Genomic DNA, 17,483 nt, shown 5'->3' with positions numbered 1-17,483 from the left:
TGAAAGTTGGAAAAATTTTCCAATAAATAGAGGTAGGAATAAAATGGCAAAAATGAGAGCCGTTGACGCGGCAATGTATGTGCTGGAGAAAGAAGGTATCACTACCGCCTTCGGTGTTCCGGGAGCTGCAATCAATCCGTTCTACTCAGCGATGCGTAAGCACGGCGGTATTCGTCACATTCTGGCGCGTCATGTGGAAGGTGCTTCGCACATGGCGGAAGGTTATACCCGCGCAACGGCAGGGAATATCGGCGTATGTCTGGGGACTTCCGGTCCTGCGGGCACGGACATGATCACCGCGCTCTATTCCGCTTCTGCTGATTCCATTCCTATTCTGTGCATTACCGGCCAGGCACCGCGCGCCCGTCTGCATAAAGAAGATTTTCAGGCCGTAGATATTGAAGCAATTGCTAAACCGGTCAGCAAAATGGCGGTTACAGTTCGTGAAGCGGCGCTGGTGCCTCGCGTGCTGCAACAGGCATTTCACCTGATGCGTTCTGGTCGTCCGGGTCCGGTACTGGTGGATTTACCGTTCGACGTTCAGGTTGCGGAAATCGAGTTTGATCCTGACATGTACGAACCGCTGCCGGTCTACAAACCTGCTGCCAGCCGTATGCAGATCGAAAAAGCTGTAGAAATGTTAATCCAGGCCGAACGTCCGGTGATTGTTGCCGGGGGCGGGGTAATTAATGCTGACGCAGCTGCACTGTTACAACAGTTTGCTGAACTGACCAGCGTTCCGGTGATCCCAACGCTAATGGGCTGGGGCTGTATCCCGGACGATCATGAACTGATGGCCGGGATGGTGGGTCTGCAAACCGCGCATCGTTACGGTAACGCAACGCTGCTGGCGTCTGACATGGTGTTTGGTATCGGTAACCGTTTTGCTAACCGTCATACCGGCTCGGTAGAGAAATACACCGAAGGGCGCAAAATCGTTCATATTGATATTGAGCCGACGCAAATTGGTCGCGTGCTGTGTCCGGATCTCGGTATTGTCTCTGATGCTAAAGCGGCGCTGACACTGCTGGTTGAAGTGGCGCAGGAGATGCAAAAAGCGGGTCGTCTGCCGTGTCGTAAAGAATGGGTCGCCGACTGCCAGCAGCGTAAACGCACTTTGCTGCGCAAAACCCACTTCGACAACGTGCCGGTGAAACCGCAGCGCGTGTATGAAGAGATGAACAAAGCCTTTGGTCGCGATGTTTGTTATGTCACCACCATTGGTCTGTCACAAATCGCTGCGGCACAAATGCTGCATGTCTTTAAAGACCGCCACTGGATCAACTGTGGTCAGGCTGGTCCGTTAGGCTGGACGATTCCGGCTGCGCTAGGGGTTTGTGCCGCTGATCCGAAACGCAATGTGGTGGCGATTTCTGGCGACTTTGACTTCCAGTTCCTGATTGAAGAGTTAGCTGTTGGCGCGCAGTTCAACATTCCGTACATCCATGTGCTGGTCAACAACGCTTATCTGGGGCTGATTCGTCAGTCACAACGCGCTTTTGACATGGACTACTGCGTGCAACTCGCTTTCGAGAATATCAACTCCAGTGAAGTGAATGGCTACGGTGTTGACCACGTAAAAGTAGCGGAAGGTTTAGGTTGTAAAGCTATTCGGGTCTTCAAACCGGAAGATATTGCGCCAGCCTTTGAACAGGCGAAAGCCTTAATGGCGCAATATCGGGTACCGGTAGTCGTGGAAGTTATTCTCGAGCGTGTGACCAATATTTCGATGGGCAGCGAACTGGATAACGTCATGGAATTTGAAGATATCGCCGATAACGCAGCGGACGCACCGACTGAAACCTGCTTCATGCACTATGAATAAGGGAGATAAATAATGTTACGTTTCTCTGCTAATTTATCGATGTTATTTGGAGAATATGATTTTCTCGCCCGTTTTGAGAAAGCTGCGCAGTGTGGTTTTCGCGGCGTTGAATTTATGTTTCCTTATGACTACGACATTGAAGAATTAAAACATGTGCTGGCGAGTAATAAACTCGAACATACGCTGCACAATTTACCGGCGGGTGACTGGGCGGCGGGGGAGCGCGGTATTGCCTGTATTCCTGGCCGTGAAGAAGAGTTTCGGGATGGCGTAGCAGCAGCGATTCGTTATGCCCGTGCGCTGGGTAATAAAAAAATTAACTGTCTGGTCGGTAAAACGCCGGCTGGTTTCAGCAGTGAACAGATTCACGCAACGCTTGTAGAAAACCTGCGTTATGCCGCGAATATGCTGATGAAAGAAGATATTTTATTACTGATTGAACCTATTAACCATTTTGATATTCCTGGTTTCCATCTCACCGGAACTCGGCAGGCGCTGAAATTGATTGATGATGTTGGTTGCTGCAATTTGAAAATTCAGTATGACATTTATCATATGCAGCGGATGGAAGGTGAATTAACCAACACCATGACTCAGTGGGCTGATAAAATTGGTCACCTGCAAATTGCCGATAATCCGCATCGCGGCGAACCGGGAACCGGAGAAATTAATTATGATTATCTCTTTAAGGTAATCGAAAATTCTGACTACAACGGTTGGGTTGGGTGTGAATATAAACCCCAAACCACCACGGAAGCCGGTTTACGCTGGATGGATCCGTACCGTTAAAACGTAACGCTATTCAGACAATGCTTTTTTAGGCCGCTAAGTTGGCAGGGGATCGTGTTGTCTGAATTCAGGAAAAGCGAAATTTAAAAGAGGTTAATTATGAAACTGGGATTTATTGGCTTAGGCATTATGGGTACACCGATGGCCATTAATCTGGCGCGTGCCGGTCATCAATTACATGTCACGACCATTGGACCGGTTGCTGATGAATTACTGTCACTGGGTGCCGTCAGTGTTGAAACTGCTCGCCAGGTAACGGAAGCATCGGACATCATTTTTATTATGGTGCCGGACACACCTCAGGTTGAAGAAGTTCTGTTCGGTGAAAATGGTTGTACCAAAGCCTCGCTGAAGGGCAAAACCATTGTTGATATGAGCTCCATTTCCCCGATTGAAACTAAGCGTTTCGCTCGTCAGGTGAATGAACTGGGCGGCGATTATCTCGATGCGCCAGTCTCCGGCGGTGAAATCGGTGCGCGTGAAGGGACGTTGTCGATTATGGTTGGCGGTGATGAAGCGGTATTTGAACGTGTTAAACCGCTGTTTGAACTGCTCGGTAAAAATATCACCCTCGTGGGCGGTAACGGCGATGGTCAAACCTGCAAAGTGGCAAATCAGATTATCGTGGCGCTCAATATTGAAGCGGTTTCTGAAGCCCTGCTATTTGCTTCAAAAGCCGGTGCGGACCCGGTACGTGTGCGCCAGGCGCTGATGGGCGGCTTTGCTTCCTCACGTATTCTGGAAGTTCATGGCGAGCGTATGATTAAACGCACCTTTAATCCGGGCTTCAAAATCGCTCTGCACCAGAAAGATCTCAACCTGGCACTGCAAAGTGCGAAAGCACTTGCGCTGAACCTGCCAAACACTGCGACCTGCCAGGAGTTATTTAATACCTGTGCGGCAAACGGTGGCAGCCAGTTGGATCACTCTGCGTTAGTGCAGGCGCTGGAATTAATGGCTAACCATAAACTGGCCTGATACCCGCAATAAAAATGGCCGATATCAGAAAATGAATCGGCCAGCAATATTAAAAAAGAAAGCAGCCAAAGATGTTGCTTCAGTATTAAAAATAATATTTTTATTTTATTTGTTCCTCATAGCTAGATTAAAACAACGTTATTCGATACGTGAAATTAAGAGGGATTTATGGAACATCAGAGAAAACTATTCCAGCAACGCGGCTATAGCGAAGATCTATTGCCGAAAACGCAAAGCCAGCGGACCTGGAAAACATTTAACTATTTTACCTTATGGATGGGTTCGGTTCATAACGTTCCCAATTATGTGATGGTCGGCGGCTTTTTTATTCTCGGCTTGTCTACCTTTAGTATTATGCTGGCAATTATCCTCAGCGCCTTTTTCATTGCCGCGGTAATGGTATTAAACGGTGCTGCGGGCAGTAAATACGGTGTGCCTTTTGCCATGATCCTGCGTGCTTCTTACGGTGTACGTGGTGCACTGTTTCCCGGATTATTAAGGGGCGGAATTGCCGCCATCATGTGGTTTGGTTTGCAATGTTACGCGGGGTCACTGGCCTGCTTGATTCTGATTGGCAAAATCTGGCCGGGATTTTTAACTCTCGGTGGTGATTTCACTCTGTTAGGCCTTTCTCTACCGGGCTTAATTACTTTCTTAATCTTCTGGCTGGTCAACGTTGGTATAGGTTTTGGCGGTGGCAAAGTTTTAAATAAATTCACTGCCATTCTTAACCCGTGCATCTATATCGTTTTCGGCGGTATGGCGATTTGGGCGATTTCACTGGTCGGGATCGGTCCAATCTTTGACTACATTCCGAGCGGTATTCAGAAAGCAGAAAACGGTGGCTTCCTGTTCCTGGTGGTGATTAACGCGGTAGTTGCGGTCTGGGCGGCACCGGCGGTGAGCGCATCCGACTTTACGCAAAACGCCCACTCGTTTCGTGAGCAGGCGCTGGGGCAAACGCTGGGTTTAGTTGTGGCCTATATTCTGTTTGCGGTCGCCGGGGTATGTATTATTGCCGGAGCCAGTATTCACTACGGCGCTGATACCTGGAACGTGCTGGATATTGTTCAGCGTTGGGACAGCCTGTTCGCCTCGTTCTTTGCGGTACTGGTTATTCTGATGACAACTATCTCCACTAACGCGACCGGTAATATTATTCCAGCCGGTTATCAGATTGCCGCCATTGCACCGACAAAACTGACCTATAAAAACGGCGTACTGATTGCCAGTATTATCAGCTTGCTGATCTGCCCGTGGAAATTAATGGAAAATCAGGACAGCATTTATCTTTTCCTCGATATTATCGGCGGAATGCTTGGTCCGGTAATTGGTGTCATGATGGCGCATTATTTTGTGGTGATGCGCGGACAAATTAATCTTGATGAACTGTATACCGCACCTGGCGATTATAAATATTACGATAACGGTTTTAACCTCACTGCGTTTTCAGTAACTCTGGTGGCCGTTATTTTATCTCTTGGCGGTAAGTTTATTCACTTTATGGAACCGTTATCGCGTGTTTCATGGTTTGTCGGCGTCATCGTCGCCTTTGCGGCCTACGCCTTATTAAAGAAACGTACAACAGCAGAAAAAACAGGAGAGCAAAAAACCATAGGTTAATTAATCCCGATATTGAACATTGAGTTAAAAACCAATCTGTATTTTACAAGGAGTTTGTTATGTCTTTTGATTTAATCATTAAAAACGGCACCGTTATTTTAGAAAACGAAGCTCGCGTTGTAGATATCGCCGTTAAAGGCGGAAAAATTGCTGCTATCGGTCAGGATCTGGGCGATGCAAAAGAAGTTATGGATGCGTCTGGTCTGGTGGTTTCGCCGGGCATGGTTGATGCGCACACCCATATTTCTGAACCGGGTCGTAGCCACTGGGAAGGTTATGAAACCGGTACTCGCGCAGCGGCAAAAGGTGGTATCACCACCATGATCGAAATGCCGCTCAACCAGCTGCCTGCAACGGTTGACCGCGCTTCAATTGAACTGAAGTTCGATGCCGCTAAAGGCAAGCTGACTATTGATGCGGCACAACTCGGTGGCCTGGTGTCTTACAACATCGACCGTCTGCATGAGCTGGATGAAGTGGGCGTTGTCGGCTTCAAATGCTTCGTTGCGACCTGTGGCGATCGCGGTATCGACAACGACTTCCGTGATGTAAACGACTGGCAGTTCTTCAAAGGTGCGCAGAAGCTGGGCGAACTGGGTCAGCCGGTGCTGGTGCACTGCGAAAACGCGCTGATTTGTGACGAACTGGGCGAAGAAGCGAAGCGTGAAGGTCGCGTAACCGCTCATGACTATGTGGCTTCGCGTCCGGTATTTACCGAAGTGGAAGCAATTCGCCGCGTACTGTATCTGGCGAAAGTTGCTGGTTGCCGTCTGCACGTTTGCCACGTCAGCAGCCCGGAAGGTGTTGAGGAAGTGACTCGTGCACGTCAGGAAGGTCAGGACGTTACTTGTGAATCCTGCCCGCATTACTTTGTACTGGATACCGATCAGTTCGAAGAAATCGGTACTCTGGCGAAGTGTTCACCGCCGATCCGCGATCTGGAAAACCAGAAAGGCATGTGGGAAAAACTGTTTAACGGTGAAATCGACTGCCTGGTTTCCGACCACTCTCCATGCCCGCCGGAAATGAAAGCCGGTAACATCATGAAAGCATGGGGCGGTATCGCCGGTCTGCAAAGCTGCATGGACGTGATGTTCGATGAAGCGGTACAGAAACGCGGTATGTCTCTGCCAATGTTCGGCAAATTAATGGCGACTAACGCAGCAGATATTTTCGGTCTGCAGCAAAAAGGCCGTATCGCCCCAGGAAAAGATGCCGACTTCGTCTTCATTCAGCCGAATAGCAGCTATGTTCTTACCAATGACGATCTGGAATATCGCCACAAAGTCAGCCCGTATGTTGGCCGTACCATTGGCGCGCGTATCACGAAAACCATCTTACGTGGTGATGTGATTTACGACATTGAACAGGGCTTCCCTGTTGCGCCGAAAGGTCAATTTATCCTTAAACATCAGCAGTAATCTGGCCCCTGCAATGCCCGTCCTTGCGGCGGGCATTCTCCGGTTAAGGTGTGTTTATGTTCAATTTTGCAGTCAGCCGCGAAAGCCTGTTATCAGGATTTCAGTGGTTTTTCTTTATTTTTTGCAACACGGTTGTGGTTCCTCCTACGCTACTTTCTGCTTTTCAGTTGCCGCAAAGTAGCCTGCTTACGCTCACGCAATATGCTTTTCTTGCTACCGCACTGGCCTGCTTCGCTCAGGCGTTTTGCGGTCATCGTCGCGCTATTATGGAAGGGCCAGGTGGCCTGTGGTGGGGAACCATCCTTACTATCACCCTTGGTGAAGCATCGCGCGGGACACCGATCAACGATATCGCCACCAGCCTGGCAGTGGGGATTGCACTCTCCGGCGTGCTGACGATGTTGATTGGTTTTAGCGGATTAGGCCATCGCCTGGCACGGTTATTTACGCCGTCGGTGATGGTCTTGTTTATGTTGATGCTGGGCGCGCAGCTGACCACTATCTTTTTCAAAGGTATGCTCGGGCTGCCGTTTGGCATAGCCGACCCGAATTTTAAAATTCAGTTACCGCCGTTCGCGCTCTCGGTGGCGGTGATGTGCCTGGTACTGGCGATGATTATCTTCCTGCCGCAACGTTTTGCCCGTTATGGCCTGCTGGTCGGCACCATAACCGGCTGGTTGTTGTGGTACTTTTGCTTTCCTTCTTCGCACTCGCTCTCCGGTGAGTTGCACTGGCAGTGGTTCCCGCTCGGCAGTGGCGGTGCTTTGTCGCCGGGAATTATTCTGACGGCGGTGATTACAGGTCTGGTAAATATCAGCAATACCTACGGTGCGATTCGGGGCACGGATGTTTTTTATCCGCAGCAGGGCGCAGGGAATACGCGTTATCGTCGTAGCTTTGTGGCGACCGGATTTATGACGCTGATAACCGTACCGCTGGCGGTAATTCCATTTTCACCGTTTGTTTCATCCATTGGTTTATTAACCCAGACTGGCGATTACACGCGGCGTTCGTTTATTTATGGCAGCGTTATTTGCCTGCTGGTGGCGCTGGTTCCTGCACTCACGCGACTGTTTTGCAGTATCCCTTTACCCGTGAGTAGTGCGGTCATGCTGGTTTCTTATCTGCCTTTACTCTTTTCCGCGCTGGTGTTTAGCCAGCAAATAACGTTTACCGCTCGCAATATTTATCGACTCGCATTGCCGTTATTTGTCGGCATATTTTTAATGGCATTACCGCCTGTGTATCTGCAAGACCTTCCATTAACGCTTCGTCCTCTGCTCAGTAACGGCTTATTGGTCGGGATTTTACTGGCTGTTCTTATGGATAACCTTATTCCGTGGGAACGCATCGAATAATTTGTTGAAAAAGGATTGATAATGAAGATTGTCATTGCGCCAGACTCTTTTAAAGAGAGCTTAAGTGCAGAAAAATGTTGTCAGGCAATTAAAGCCGGGTTTTCGACCCTCTTTCCCGATGCGAACTATATCTGTTTGCCGATAGCGGATGGCGGCGAAGGGACGGTGGATGCGATGGTCGCCGCGACGGGCGGCAACATCGTGACGCTTGAAGTCTGCGGGCCGATGGGCGAAAAAGTGAATGCTTTTTATGGCCTTACCGGCGACGGGAAAACGGCGGTGATTGAGATGGCGGCAGCAAGTGGCCTGATGCTGGTCGCGCCTGAAAAGCGTAATCCGTTGCTGGCCTCCAGTTTTGGTACGGGGGAGTTAATTCGTCATGCGCTGGATAACGGCATTCGCCATATTATTCTCGGCATTGGCGGCAGTGCGACGGTCGACGGCGGTATGGGCATGGCGCAGGCGCTCGGTGTGCGTTTCCTTGATGCCGACGGTCAGGTGCTGGTGGCTAACGGCGGTAATTTAGCGCGCGTGGCAAGCATTGAGATGGATGAATGCGATCCGCGTCTGGCGAATTGCCATATTGAAGTAGCATGTGACGTTGATAACCCGCTGGTAGGGGCACGCGGCGCGGCGGCGGTGTTTGGCCCGCAAAAAGGGGCAACGCCGGAAATGGTCGAAGAGCTGGAACAGGGGCTGCAAAATTACGCCCGTGTTTTACAACAGCAAACTGAAATCAACGTCTGCCAGATTGCGGGCGGCGGCGCTGCGGGCGGTATGGGTATTGCGGCGGCGGTATTTCTCAATGCGGATATTAAACCAGGTATTGAGATTGTGTTGAATGCGGTCAATCTTGCGCAGGCAGTGCAGGGCGCAGCACTGGTGATTACCGGGGAAGGGCGCATCGACTCGCAAACGGCAGGCGGTAAAGCGCCGCTGGGTGTGGCGTCGGTGGCGAAGCAGTTTAATGTACCGGTGATTGGGATTGCTGGCGTATTGGGTGATGGCGTGGAAGTGGTGCACCAGTACGGCATTGACGCGGTATTCAGCATTTTGCCTCGTCTGGCACCTTTAGCCGAAGTGCTCGCCAGCGGTGAAACCAATCTCTTCAACAGCGCGCGAAATATTGCCTGCGCCATTAAAATAGGTCAGGGAATTAAAAACTGACCCTTACCTTTAAAGCGGATGCGATTTATATCGCATAAGAGTGCAGTACTCATGCCGGATGCGGCATGAGTACCATATCCTTCCTGAAAATCGCGCAAATTCTATATATTGCAGAGATCATGTAGGCCTGATAAGCGAAGCGCATCAGGCAATGTTACAAAAAAAGCCACGGTATAAACCGTGGCAAAATCCAACATAGCTAAAAATAATCAGGCGAGTGGTATGACTTAAATCTCTACGTCGCGGTTACAATCTTTCGAGTAAATATAGCTGAACGCTTCACCACGCCCTACACCATAACCAGCCTGTAAAGAATAAGCGCCCATAAAGATGTAATCGCCTTTTTTCACCGGGATCCAGTTATTGTCGAGGTTATAAACCCCCTGACCGGAAAGAATATAGGCACCGTGTTCCTGAACGTGTGTTTCGATATAACCGTGGCTGGCACCTGGTGCAAAAGAGAGGATATGCATGTTCATATCAAAACCTAACTCTTTGGGCAGAAAATCCAGCAGAATAACATCGTCCATGCCTTCATAATGAATGCGTTCCAGTTCGCTGGCATTGCCAGAAACCAGCCACGGTGCATGGCCTTCTATTGGAACATAGCGGCGCTTATATAAAAAGATTTGGCTGTCTTCGGCATGGGCGTTAACAAACGTCATTAAGGAGCCTGGCGGGCAATAAAGATAGCCACCTTCGCTTAAGGCAAATGTTTTGCCTTCGGCTTTGGCAGTGATATTTCCAGAGATCACATACAGGAACGTTTCAATGCCTTCGCCACCGAAGCCCTGTTGGTTGCCACCGTTTTGATGCAGTGTGACCAGATAATCAACAAAAGAGGCACCCAGCTTTGGCGTGGAGAGGATTGTCGCGTCACAATTTTCAAAGCCCGGAATAATATTTTTTACCAGACCGTCTGGTGTTAACAGTGCGAAATTACCGTGTTTAACAATCGCACGGTTAGCCAGTAAATCATCGCGGTAACCGGTGACGTTATTTAAATATCCCATTTATGACTCCTTATTTCTGCCAGGCAAGTTGATAAAGCATGAGTGCCAACGTTTTGACCCCTTCGGCAAGGTCGGTAATATTGGTGCGTTCCGCCGGGTTATGGCTGATCCCATTGATGCTGGGAATGAAAATCATGCAGGTTGGTACGCGAGGCGCGAAAATTTGCGCGTCGTGCCCGGCACCACTGTGCATCACCCGGTAATTCAGTTTTTCGCTTTCACACAATTCTGTCAGGGTGGCGACCAGGTCCTTATTCATCGGCACGGGTTCTTCGTCCATCCATAAATCGATATCAATACCAATGTCCATTTCATCGCAAATCGCCCGCATGTCGTTTTCTAACTGCTGAGTGAAATCGCGCAGCACGGCGGCGTCGGTATGACGACAATCAATGGTGAATGTGGTTTTACCCGGCACCACATTCACCGTATTCGGGCGCGGCTCCACCTTACCAAAGGTCAGCACCAGCGGGTCGCCCATCTTTTTCGCTTTTTCGATCGACTGATGGCAAATGCGACTGAAAGCGTAAACTGTATCACGACGGTAACCCATCGGCGTGGTGCCTGCATGGTTTGATTCGCCGTTCAGCGTCACCGTATAGCGACGTTGCCCGACAATTGCATTCACCACGCCAATTGATTGCCCATTACTTTCCAGCACACAGCCCTGTTCGATATGCAGTTCGACAAAGGCTTTAATATCCTGACGCGGAGTTAGCGGGGCGTCCGGCAGAGTAAATCCGCAAGCCTTCATCGCATCGACAAAACTATTTCCTTTGGCATCACAGATATTCCGCACGTCGTCAGGATTCGCCAGCCCAAAGATATTTTTACTGCCCCAGAAAACATACGGGAAGCGGCTGCCTTCTTCTTCCGCCATCGCCACCACTTCAACCGTACGTAACGGCGCGCCGTATTGCCTTTTCAACCAGTCAATTGCCAGCCACGCCGCCAGCGCGCCGAATTGCCCGTCGAGGTTACCGCCGTTAACCACGGTATCGATATGCGAACCGCTCAGAACCACTTCCTGTGGATATTCGGTGCCACTCAGGCGACCGTATAAATTCCCCACTTCATCGAAACGTGTTTCCAGCCCGCTTGCTGCCATTCTTTTTTTAAATTGCTGCTGGGTTTCCAGCCATTCCGGCGAATAAAGTAAACGGGTCATCCCACCCGTTGGGTCAGCGCCAAAAGAGGAAAGCCAGGGCAGCGTTTCTTCTATGGCTTGACGGAAATGTGTAATCATAAGAAAGTCCTGTCTCAATAATTATTGCGCAAAGGGATTTTTCGTTTCGTATGACGTGTTATAAAGCGCGTCGGAAATTAAATACTGGTAAATATCATCAACAATTTCGATGCCTTCGACGGCGGCTTTGCGTTGTTTAATATCCTGATCCTGTCCGGGATAATAAACCTGGTTAAAACCGGGCGCGGGGGTTATGGCATTTAATTCGCGCATGGTCTGGCTAAGATGTTGACGGAATAGTTCGCTGGAGGAGAAAAAGTTCGGATTAATAACGATATGTAATTGCCCCAAATTACGCCCGGCGTGTAAATCGTCATACATCGAACTAACCTGTCGCCCGAACGGTAAGCCGAGTAAGACGCCTGAGAGGACGTCAATCATCATCATCAGGCCATACCCTTTCGGTCCGGCGGCAGGGAGCAGGGCGTTAACTGCAAATGGATCGGTTGTTGGTGCTCCGTTTTTATCGACCGCCCAGGTATCCGGGATAGACATATTACGCGAGCGGGCGTCGAGCACTTTTCCCCATGCCTGTACGGTAGTCGCCATATCAAAGGTAAGGATCTCGTCGCCTTCTCCCGGCGCGGCAAAGGCCAGTGGGTTAGTACCGTAGTAAATTTCCGCGCCGCCAAACGGCACCACCATTGGATCGGACTGGCACATCGAAATGCCAATTAATCCGGCGCGGGCTGCCTGCTGCACAAAATAAGAGATTGCGCCGCTGTGACCCATCCGGCTGATACCGACCACCGCAACGCCATTTTGCTGGGCGGTTTTGATGGCATGTTCCATACCCATTTTCGCCGCGACCTGTCCGGCGGCATTGTCGGCATGTAAAATTGCCGAGCACGGCCCGGTTTCCTCAAGACGAAACTCCGGTTCGCGGTTGGTGCCGCCTTTTGAAATGCGTTCTGCGTAGTATTCAACACGCACCGCGCCATGAGAGTGGATCCCTCTGGCATCGGCGTAAACCAATACTTCAGCCACGGTTGCAGCGTGCTCACGTTTTAACCCAGCCTGGCAGAGTTTATTCTCAATTAGCTGGTGGAGTGTTTCCCGACTGATTTTCATCTGTCTTCCTTTTTAACGACGGTGTGAAGCATGACTGCAATTAACATACAGGGAAAATATCTGGATTATGTGATCCAGACAGGCAAAAAAATATAGTTAGAATTTATTTGATAATCCGCTCACTTTTAACCTGATTTTTAAAACAACCACGCTTATTAAAAAATAATGAGTAATAGCCTGGCGGTTATTTGAATTCTTTTGTTAATAATTCCTGTATGATATTCATCACCTTATTTACTCGTTGTCATCGATACCGTAATCGCCACATTAACACTGCTCGTGCAATTGCCATGGGTGCAATTTTTAAGGAGTTGTTATGATCCACGCCTTTATTAAAAAAGGGTGTTTTCAGGATTCGGTCAGTTTAATGATTATTTCACGAAAACTCAGCGAATCAGAAAATGTTGATGATGTTTCCGTAATGATGGGTACGCCCGCCAATAAAGCGTTATTAGATACCACAGGTTTCTGGCATGACGATTTTAATAACGCCACGCCGAACGATATTTGCGTGGCAATTCGTAGCGAAGCGGCGGATGCGGGGATCGCGCAGGCGATTATGCAGCAGCTTGAAGAGGCGCTAAAACAACTGGCGCAGGGGTCAGGCAGCAGCCAGGCGTTGACGCAGGTGCGTCGCTGGGACAGTGCTTGTCAGAAATTACCCGATGCCAATCTGGCGCTGATTTCAGTGGCTGGCGAGTATGCGGCGGAGCTGGCAAACCAGGCGCTGGATCGCAACCTCAACGTGATGATGTTCTCCGATAACGTCACGCTGGAAGATGAAATCCAACTTAAAACCCGCGCGCGGGAAAAAGGCTTGCTGGTGATGGGGCCGGACTGCGGTACGTCGATGATTGCCGGCACACCGCTGGCTTTTGCTAACGTGATGCCGGAAGGCAATATTGGCGTCATTGGCGCTTCCGGTACCGGGATTCAGGAGCTGTGTTCGCAGATTGCGCTGGCAGGGGAGGGAATTACTCACGCGATTGGCCTTGGCGGGCGCGACCTCAGCCGTGAAGTGGGCGGCATCAGTGCGCTAACAGCGCTGGAAATGCTCAGTGCAGACGAGAAAAGCGAAGTGCTGGCATTTGTTTCAAAACCACCTGCCGAAGCTGTGCGTCTGAAAATTGTTAATGCCATGAAAGCAACCGGCAAACCGACGGTGGCGCTGTTTTTAGGTTATACCCCGGCGGTGGCCCGCGACGAGAATGTCTGGTTTGCCTCCTCGCTGGATGAGGCCGCACGCCTGGCTTGCCTGCTTTCACGCGTCACGGCGCGACGTAACGCAATAGCGCCTGTCAGCAGCGGATTTATTTGCGGTTTGTATACCGGCGGTACGCTGGCTGCCGAAGCGGCGGGATTACTTGCCGGACACCTTGGCGTGGAAGCCGACGATACCCATCAACATGGCATGATGCTGGACGCCGATAGCCACCAGATTATTGACCTCGGCGATGATTTCTACACCGTCGGGCGTCCCCATCCGATGATCGACCCAACCTTACGCAACCAGTTAATTGCCGATCTCGGCGCTAAACCGCAAGTGCGCGTGTTGCTGCTTGATGTCGTGATTGGCTTCGGTGCGACCGCCGATCCTGCCGCCTCGCTGGTGAGCGCCTGGCAAAAAGCCTGTGCCGCGCGTTTAGATAATCAACCACTGTATGCCATTGCCACGGTGACAGGCACTGAACGTGACCCGCAATGCCGCTCGCAGCAAATCGCCACGCTGGAAGATGCGGGGATTGCGGTCGTGAGTTCGCTACCGGAAGCCACCTTGCTGGCGGCAGCGTTAATTCGTCCGCTTTCGCCTGCCACTCAGCAACACACACCGTCATTACTGGAAAACGTCGCCGTGATTAACATCGGATTACGCAGCTTTGCGCTGGAGCTACAAAGCGCCAGCAAACCGGTTGTGCATTACCAATGGTCGCCAGTCGCCGGCGGCAATAAAAAACTGGCTCGTTTATTAGAACGTTTGCAATAAGGGGTTCCCATGTTTACATCAGTGGCGCAAGCCAATGCTGCGGTTATCGAACAAATTCGTCGCGCTCGTCCACACTGGCTGGATGTGCAACCGGCTTCTTCACTTATCAGCGAACTAAACGAGGGCAAAACACTGCTTCACGCCGGGCCGCCAATGCGCTGGCAGGAGATGACCGGACCCATGAAAGGGGCGTGCGTGGGCGCATGTCTGTTCGAAGGCTGGGCGAAAGATGAAGCGCAGGCGCTGGCAATACTGGAGCAGGGGGAAGTGAACTTCATTCCTTGTCACCATGTGAATGCCGTCGGTCCAATGGGCGGTATTACTTCTGCCAGTATGCCGATGCTGGTGGTTGAGAACGTGACCGACGGCAACCGGGCGTACTGCAACCTCAACGAAGGTATCGGCAAAGTGATGCGTTTTGGCGCTTACGGCGAAGATGTCCTGACTCGCCATCGCTGGATGCGCGATGTGTTAATGCCAGTATTAAGCGCGGCGCTGGGGCGCATGGAGCGCGGTATCGATCTCACGGCGATGATGGCGCAGGGCATTACGATGGGCGATGAGTTCCATCAACGCAATATTGCTTCCTCTGCACTGTTAATGCGTGCGCTGGCCCCACAAATTGCTCGCCTCGATCATGATAAACAGCACATCGCCGAAGTGATGGATTTCCTCAGCGTGACCGATCAGTTCTTCCTCAACCTCGCGATGGCTTACTGCAAGGCGGCGATGGATGCTGGCGCGATGATCCGCGCAGGCAGCATCGTCACGGCAATGACCCGCAACGGCAATATGTTCGGGATTCGGGTAAGCGGGCTGGGCGAACGCTGGTTTACTGCGCCTGTAAACACTCCGCAAGGTCTGTTTTTCACCGGCTTCTCGCAGGAGCAGGCGAACCCGGATATGGGCGATAGCGCGATTACCGAAACCTTTGGTATCGGAGGTGCGGCAATGATCGCAGCGCCTGGCGTAACGCGCTTTGTCGGTGCGGGTGGCATGGAAGCGGCCAGAGCGGTATCTGAAGAGATGGCGGAAATTTACCTTGAGCGCAATATGCAGTTGCAGATCCCAGGCTGGGATTTTCAGGGCGCGTGCCTGGGACTGGACATTCGTCGCGTGGTAGAAACCGGCATTACGCCACTCATCAATACCGGTATCGCCCATAAAGAGGCGGGGATCGGGCAGATTGGCGCAGGCACTGTGCGGGCACCGCTGGCGTGTTTTGAACAGGCGCTGGAAGCACTGGCTGAAAGCATGGGGATTGGTTGAGGAACGCGCAATGACGATCATCCATCCTCTGCTTGCCAGCCGTAGTGCACCGAATTATCGCCAGTCCTGGCGGTTAGCGGGAGTGTGGCGACGGGCGATTAACCTGATGACGGAAAGCGGCGAACTGTTAACGCTGCATCGTCAGGGTAGTGGTTTCGGCCCCGGAGGATGGATGCTTCGCCGTGCGCAATTCGATGCGTTATGCGGTGGATTATGCGGCAATGAACGACCACAGGTTGTGGCTCAAGGGATTCGCCTCGGGCGTTTCACGGTTAAACAGCCACAGCGTTATTGTTTGCTGCGTATTACGCCGCCTGCGCATCCTCAACCACTTGCAGCTGCATGGATGCAACGCGCGGAGGAAACCGGGCTTTTCGGGCCACTGGCGTTGGCGGCAAGCGATCCGCTGCCTGCTGAGTTACGCCAGTTTCGTCACTGTTTTCAGGCCGCGCTCAATGGCGTTAAGACCGACTGGCGGCACTGGCTGGGTAAAGGCCCCGGATTAACGCCGAGTCATGATGACACGCTGAGCGGAATGCTGCTGGCGGCCTGGTATTATGGCGCTTTAGATGCGCGCTCCGGTCGCCAGTTTTTTGCCTGTTCCGACAATCTGCAACTCGTTACCACAGCGGTGAGCGTCAGTTATTTACGTTATGCCGCGCAAGGATATTTCGCCTCGCCACTCCTGCACTTTGTTCATGCTCTGAGTTGCCCGAAACGTACCGCTGTTGCGATTGATTCGCTGCTGGCGCTGGGGCATACGTCAGGGGCAGATACACTGCTGGGGTTCTGGCTTGGTCAACAATTATTACAAGGAAAACCATGAAAACACTGGTTGTAGCTCTTGGGGGCAACGCCTTACTCCAGCGCGGTGAGGCGCTGACGGCGGAAAATCAATATCGCAATATCGCCAGTGCTGTACCCGCGCTGGCACGCCTGGCCCGTTCTTATCGGCTGGCGATTGTTCACGGCAACGGGCCGCAGGTGGGGCTGCTGGCATTGCAGAATCTGGCGTGGAAAGAGGTAGAACCGTATCCGCTGGATGTGCTGGTGGCAGAAAGTCAGGGGATGATTGGCTATATGCTGGCGCAGAGTTTGAGCGCACAGCCGCAGATGCCGCCCGTGACGACGGTGCTGACGCGCATTGAGGTTTCGCCTGATGATCCGGCGTTTTTGCAGCCAGAGAAATTTATTGGTCCGGTTTATCAGCCAGAAGAACAAGAGGCACTGGAAGCGGCTTACGGCTGGCAGATGAAACGTGATGGTAAATATTTGCGCCGGGTGGTGGCGTCTCCGCAACCGCGTAAAATTCTCGACAGCGAAGCCATCGAGTTGTTGCTCAAAGAGGGGCATGTGGTGATTTGCAGTGGCGGCGGCGGTGTGCCTGTGACGGATGACGGAGCAGGGAGTGAAGCAGTGATTGATAAAGATCTCGCCGCTGCGTTGCTCGCCGAGCAGATTAATGCAGATGGACTGGTGATCCTCACCGATGCTGATGCGGTATATGAAAACTGGGGAACGCCGCAGCAACGTGCCATTCGCCATGCCACACCGGATGAGTTAGCGCCATTTGCCAAAGCCGATGGTTCGATGGGGCCGAAGGTAACGGCGGTGAGTGGTTATGTCAGAAGCCGTGGTAAACCCGCGTGGATTGGGGCGTTATCGCGAATTGAAGAGACGCTGGCGGGCGAAGCGGGGACCTGTATTTCGCTGTAGTGATGAGAGCATCCAGCAATCGG

The 17,483-nt window shown here is 51.5% G+C and carries 14 protein-coding genes; 11 read left to right on the top strand and 3 right to left on the bottom strand.

Annotated features, from left to right (window positions below):
- The first annotated feature begins 43 nt into the window (after positions 1-43).
- From gcl to glxK, 7 genes are all read left to right on the top strand, one after another.
- Positions 44-1,825 carry a glyoxylate carboligase gene (gene gcl / locus AB4H76_RS16900; RefSeq protein WP_001096881.1) on the top strand — a complete coding sequence of 594 codons (1,782 nt, stop codon included), beginning with the start codon at positions 44-46 and terminating at the stop codon, positions 1,823-1,825.
- A 12-nt stretch (positions 1,826-1,837) separates the two neighbouring features.
- On the top strand, positions 1,838-2,614 hold the full coding sequence (gene hyi / locus AB4H76_RS16895; protein ID WP_000943544.1) for a hydroxypyruvate isomerase: 777 nt from the start codon (positions 1,838-1,840) through the stop codon (positions 2,612-2,614).
- 99 nt (positions 2,615-2,713) lie between these two features.
- On the top strand, positions 2,714-3,592 hold the full coding sequence (gene glxR / locus AB4H76_RS16890; protein WP_000765839.1) for a 2-hydroxy-3-oxopropionate reductase: 879 nt from the start codon (positions 2,714-2,716) through the stop codon (positions 3,590-3,592).
- A gap of 168 nt (positions 3,593-3,760) precedes the next feature.
- The gene (locus AB4H76_RS16885) at positions 3,761-5,215 is read left to right on the top strand and encodes an allantoin transporter (protein ID WP_000401100.1); all 1,455 of its coding nucleotides are present in this window, start codon (positions 3,761-3,763) and stop codon (positions 5,213-5,215) included.
- A 59-nt stretch (positions 5,216-5,274) separates the two neighbouring features.
- The gene (allB, locus tag AB4H76_RS16880) at positions 5,275-6,636 is read left to right on the top strand and encodes an allantoinase AllB (protein WP_000006900.1); all 1,362 of its coding nucleotides are present in this window, start codon (positions 5,275-5,277) and stop codon (positions 6,634-6,636) included.
- Positions 6,637-6,692: 56 nt separating this feature from the next.
- Positions 6,693-7,994 carry a uracil/xanthine transporter gene (locus AB4H76_RS16875; protein ID WP_001302767.1) on the top strand — a complete coding sequence of 434 codons (1,302 nt, stop codon included), beginning with the start codon at positions 6,693-6,695 and terminating at the stop codon, positions 7,992-7,994.
- Positions 7,995-8,015: 21 nt separating this feature from the next.
- Positions 8,016-9,161 carry a glycerate 3-kinase gene (gene glxK / locus AB4H76_RS16870; protein ID WP_085452618.1) on the top strand — a complete coding sequence of 382 codons (1,146 nt, stop codon included), beginning with the start codon at positions 8,016-8,018 and terminating at the stop codon, positions 9,159-9,161.
- Between the two features lie 227 nt (positions 9,162-9,388).
- On the opposite strand, the gene allE is transcribed toward glxK, so the two are convergent.
- From allE to allD, 3 genes are read right to left on the bottom strand one after another with little or no spacing between them, the layout of a single operon-like run.
- Positions 9,389-10,174: a (S)-ureidoglycine aminohydrolase gene (gene allE, locus AB4H76_RS16865; RefSeq protein WP_000540943.1), complete on the bottom strand. Its 786-nt coding sequence runs from the start codon at positions 10,172-10,174 to the stop codon at positions 9,389-9,391.
- A 10-nt stretch (positions 10,175-10,184) separates the two neighbouring features.
- Entirely contained in the window at positions 10,185-11,420 is a 1,236-nt protein-coding gene (gene allC / locus AB4H76_RS16860; protein WP_001468137.1) for an allantoate deiminase, read from the bottom strand.
- A gap of 21 nt (positions 11,421-11,441) precedes the next feature.
- Positions 11,442-12,491 carry an ureidoglycolate dehydrogenase gene (allD, locus tag AB4H76_RS16855; RefSeq protein WP_000703918.1) on the bottom strand — a complete coding sequence of 350 codons (1,050 nt, stop codon included), beginning with the start codon at positions 12,489-12,491 and terminating at the stop codon, positions 11,442-11,444.
- 316 nt (positions 12,492-12,807) lie between these two features.
- Between allD and AB4H76_RS16850 the strand changes: the two genes are divergently transcribed.
- From AB4H76_RS16850 to AB4H76_RS16835, 4 genes are read left to right on the top strand one after another with little or no spacing between them, the layout of a single operon-like run.
- Positions 12,808-14,475, top strand: a complete 1,668-nt coding sequence (locus AB4H76_RS16850; protein WP_000580830.1) for an acyl-CoA synthetase FdrA — start codon at positions 12,808-12,810, stop codon at positions 14,473-14,475.
- A 9-nt stretch (positions 14,476-14,484) separates the two neighbouring features.
- The gene (locus AB4H76_RS16845) at positions 14,485-15,744 is read left to right on the top strand and encodes a DUF1116 domain-containing protein (protein WP_000495365.1); all 1,260 of its coding nucleotides are present in this window, start codon (positions 14,485-14,487) and stop codon (positions 15,742-15,744) included.
- 10 nt (positions 15,745-15,754) lie between these two features.
- Positions 15,755-16,570 carry a DUF2877 domain-containing protein gene (locus tag AB4H76_RS16840; RefSeq protein ID WP_001306952.1) on the top strand — a complete coding sequence of 272 codons (816 nt, stop codon included), beginning with the start codon at positions 15,755-15,757 and terminating at the stop codon, positions 16,568-16,570.
- Positions 16,567-17,460, top strand: coding sequence for a carbamate kinase (locus tag AB4H76_RS16835; RefSeq protein WP_000855378.1), 894 nt, complete (start codon positions 16,567-16,569; stop codon positions 17,458-17,460). Before AB4H76_RS16840 ends, AB4H76_RS16835 begins: the two co-directional genes overlap by 4 nt.
- Positions 17,461-17,483 lie beyond the last annotated feature (23 nt).

The sequence above is a fragment of the Escherichia sp. UTM R2 genome, assembly GCF_048593455.1.
In the GTDB taxonomy this organism is placed as follows: domain Bacteria; phylum Pseudomonadota; class Gammaproteobacteria; order Enterobacterales; family Enterobacteriaceae; genus Escherichia; species Escherichia coli.
Note: the sequence above shows the minus strand (reverse complement) of the source record. Positions and strands in the feature narration are given on the sequence as shown.

Excerpts from the sequence above, each read along its gene's own strand:
- gcl (WP_001096881.1), top strand. The coding sequence starts at position 44 with ATGGCAAAAATGAGAGCCGTTGACGCGGCAATGTATGTGCTGGAGAAA.
- hyi (WP_000943544.1), top strand. The coding sequence starts at position 1,838 with ATGTTACGTTTCTCTGCTAATTTATCGATGTTATTTGGAGAATATGAT.
- glxR (WP_000765839.1), top strand. The coding sequence starts at position 2,714 with ATGAAACTGGGATTTATTGGCTTAGGCATTATGGGTACACCGATGGCC.
- AB4H76_RS16885 (WP_000401100.1), top strand. The coding sequence starts at position 3,761 with ATGGAACATCAGAGAAAACTATTCCAGCAACGCGGCTATAGCGAAGAT.
- allB (WP_000006900.1), top strand. The coding sequence starts at position 5,275 with ATGTCTTTTGATTTAATCATTAAAAACGGCACCGTTATTTTAGAAAAC.
- AB4H76_RS16875 (WP_001302767.1), top strand. The coding sequence starts at position 6,693 with ATGTTCAATTTTGCAGTCAGCCGCGAAAGCCTGTTATCAGGATTTCAG.
- glxK (WP_085452618.1), top strand. The coding sequence starts at position 8,016 with ATGAAGATTGTCATTGCGCCAGACTCTTTTAAAGAGAGCTTAAGTGCA.
- allE (WP_000540943.1), bottom strand. The coding sequence starts at position 10,174 with ATGGGATATTTAAATAACGTCACCGGTTACCGCGATGATTTACTGGCT.
- allC (WP_001468137.1), bottom strand. The coding sequence starts at position 11,420 with ATGATTACACATTTCCGTCAAGCCATAGAAGAAACGCTGCCCTGGCTT.
- allD (WP_000703918.1), bottom strand. The coding sequence starts at position 12,491 with ATGAAAATCAGTCGGGAAACACTCCACCAGCTAATTGAGAATAAACTC.
- AB4H76_RS16850 (WP_000580830.1), top strand. The coding sequence starts at position 12,808 with ATGATCCACGCCTTTATTAAAAAAGGGTGTTTTCAGGATTCGGTCAGT.
- AB4H76_RS16845 (WP_000495365.1), top strand. The coding sequence starts at position 14,485 with ATGTTTACATCAGTGGCGCAAGCCAATGCTGCGGTTATCGAACAAATT.
- AB4H76_RS16840 (WP_001306952.1), top strand. The coding sequence starts at position 15,755 with ATGACGATCATCCATCCTCTGCTTGCCAGCCGTAGTGCACCGAATTAT.
- AB4H76_RS16835 (WP_000855378.1), top strand. The coding sequence starts at position 16,567 with ATGAAAACACTGGTTGTAGCTCTTGGGGGCAACGCCTTACTCCAGCGC.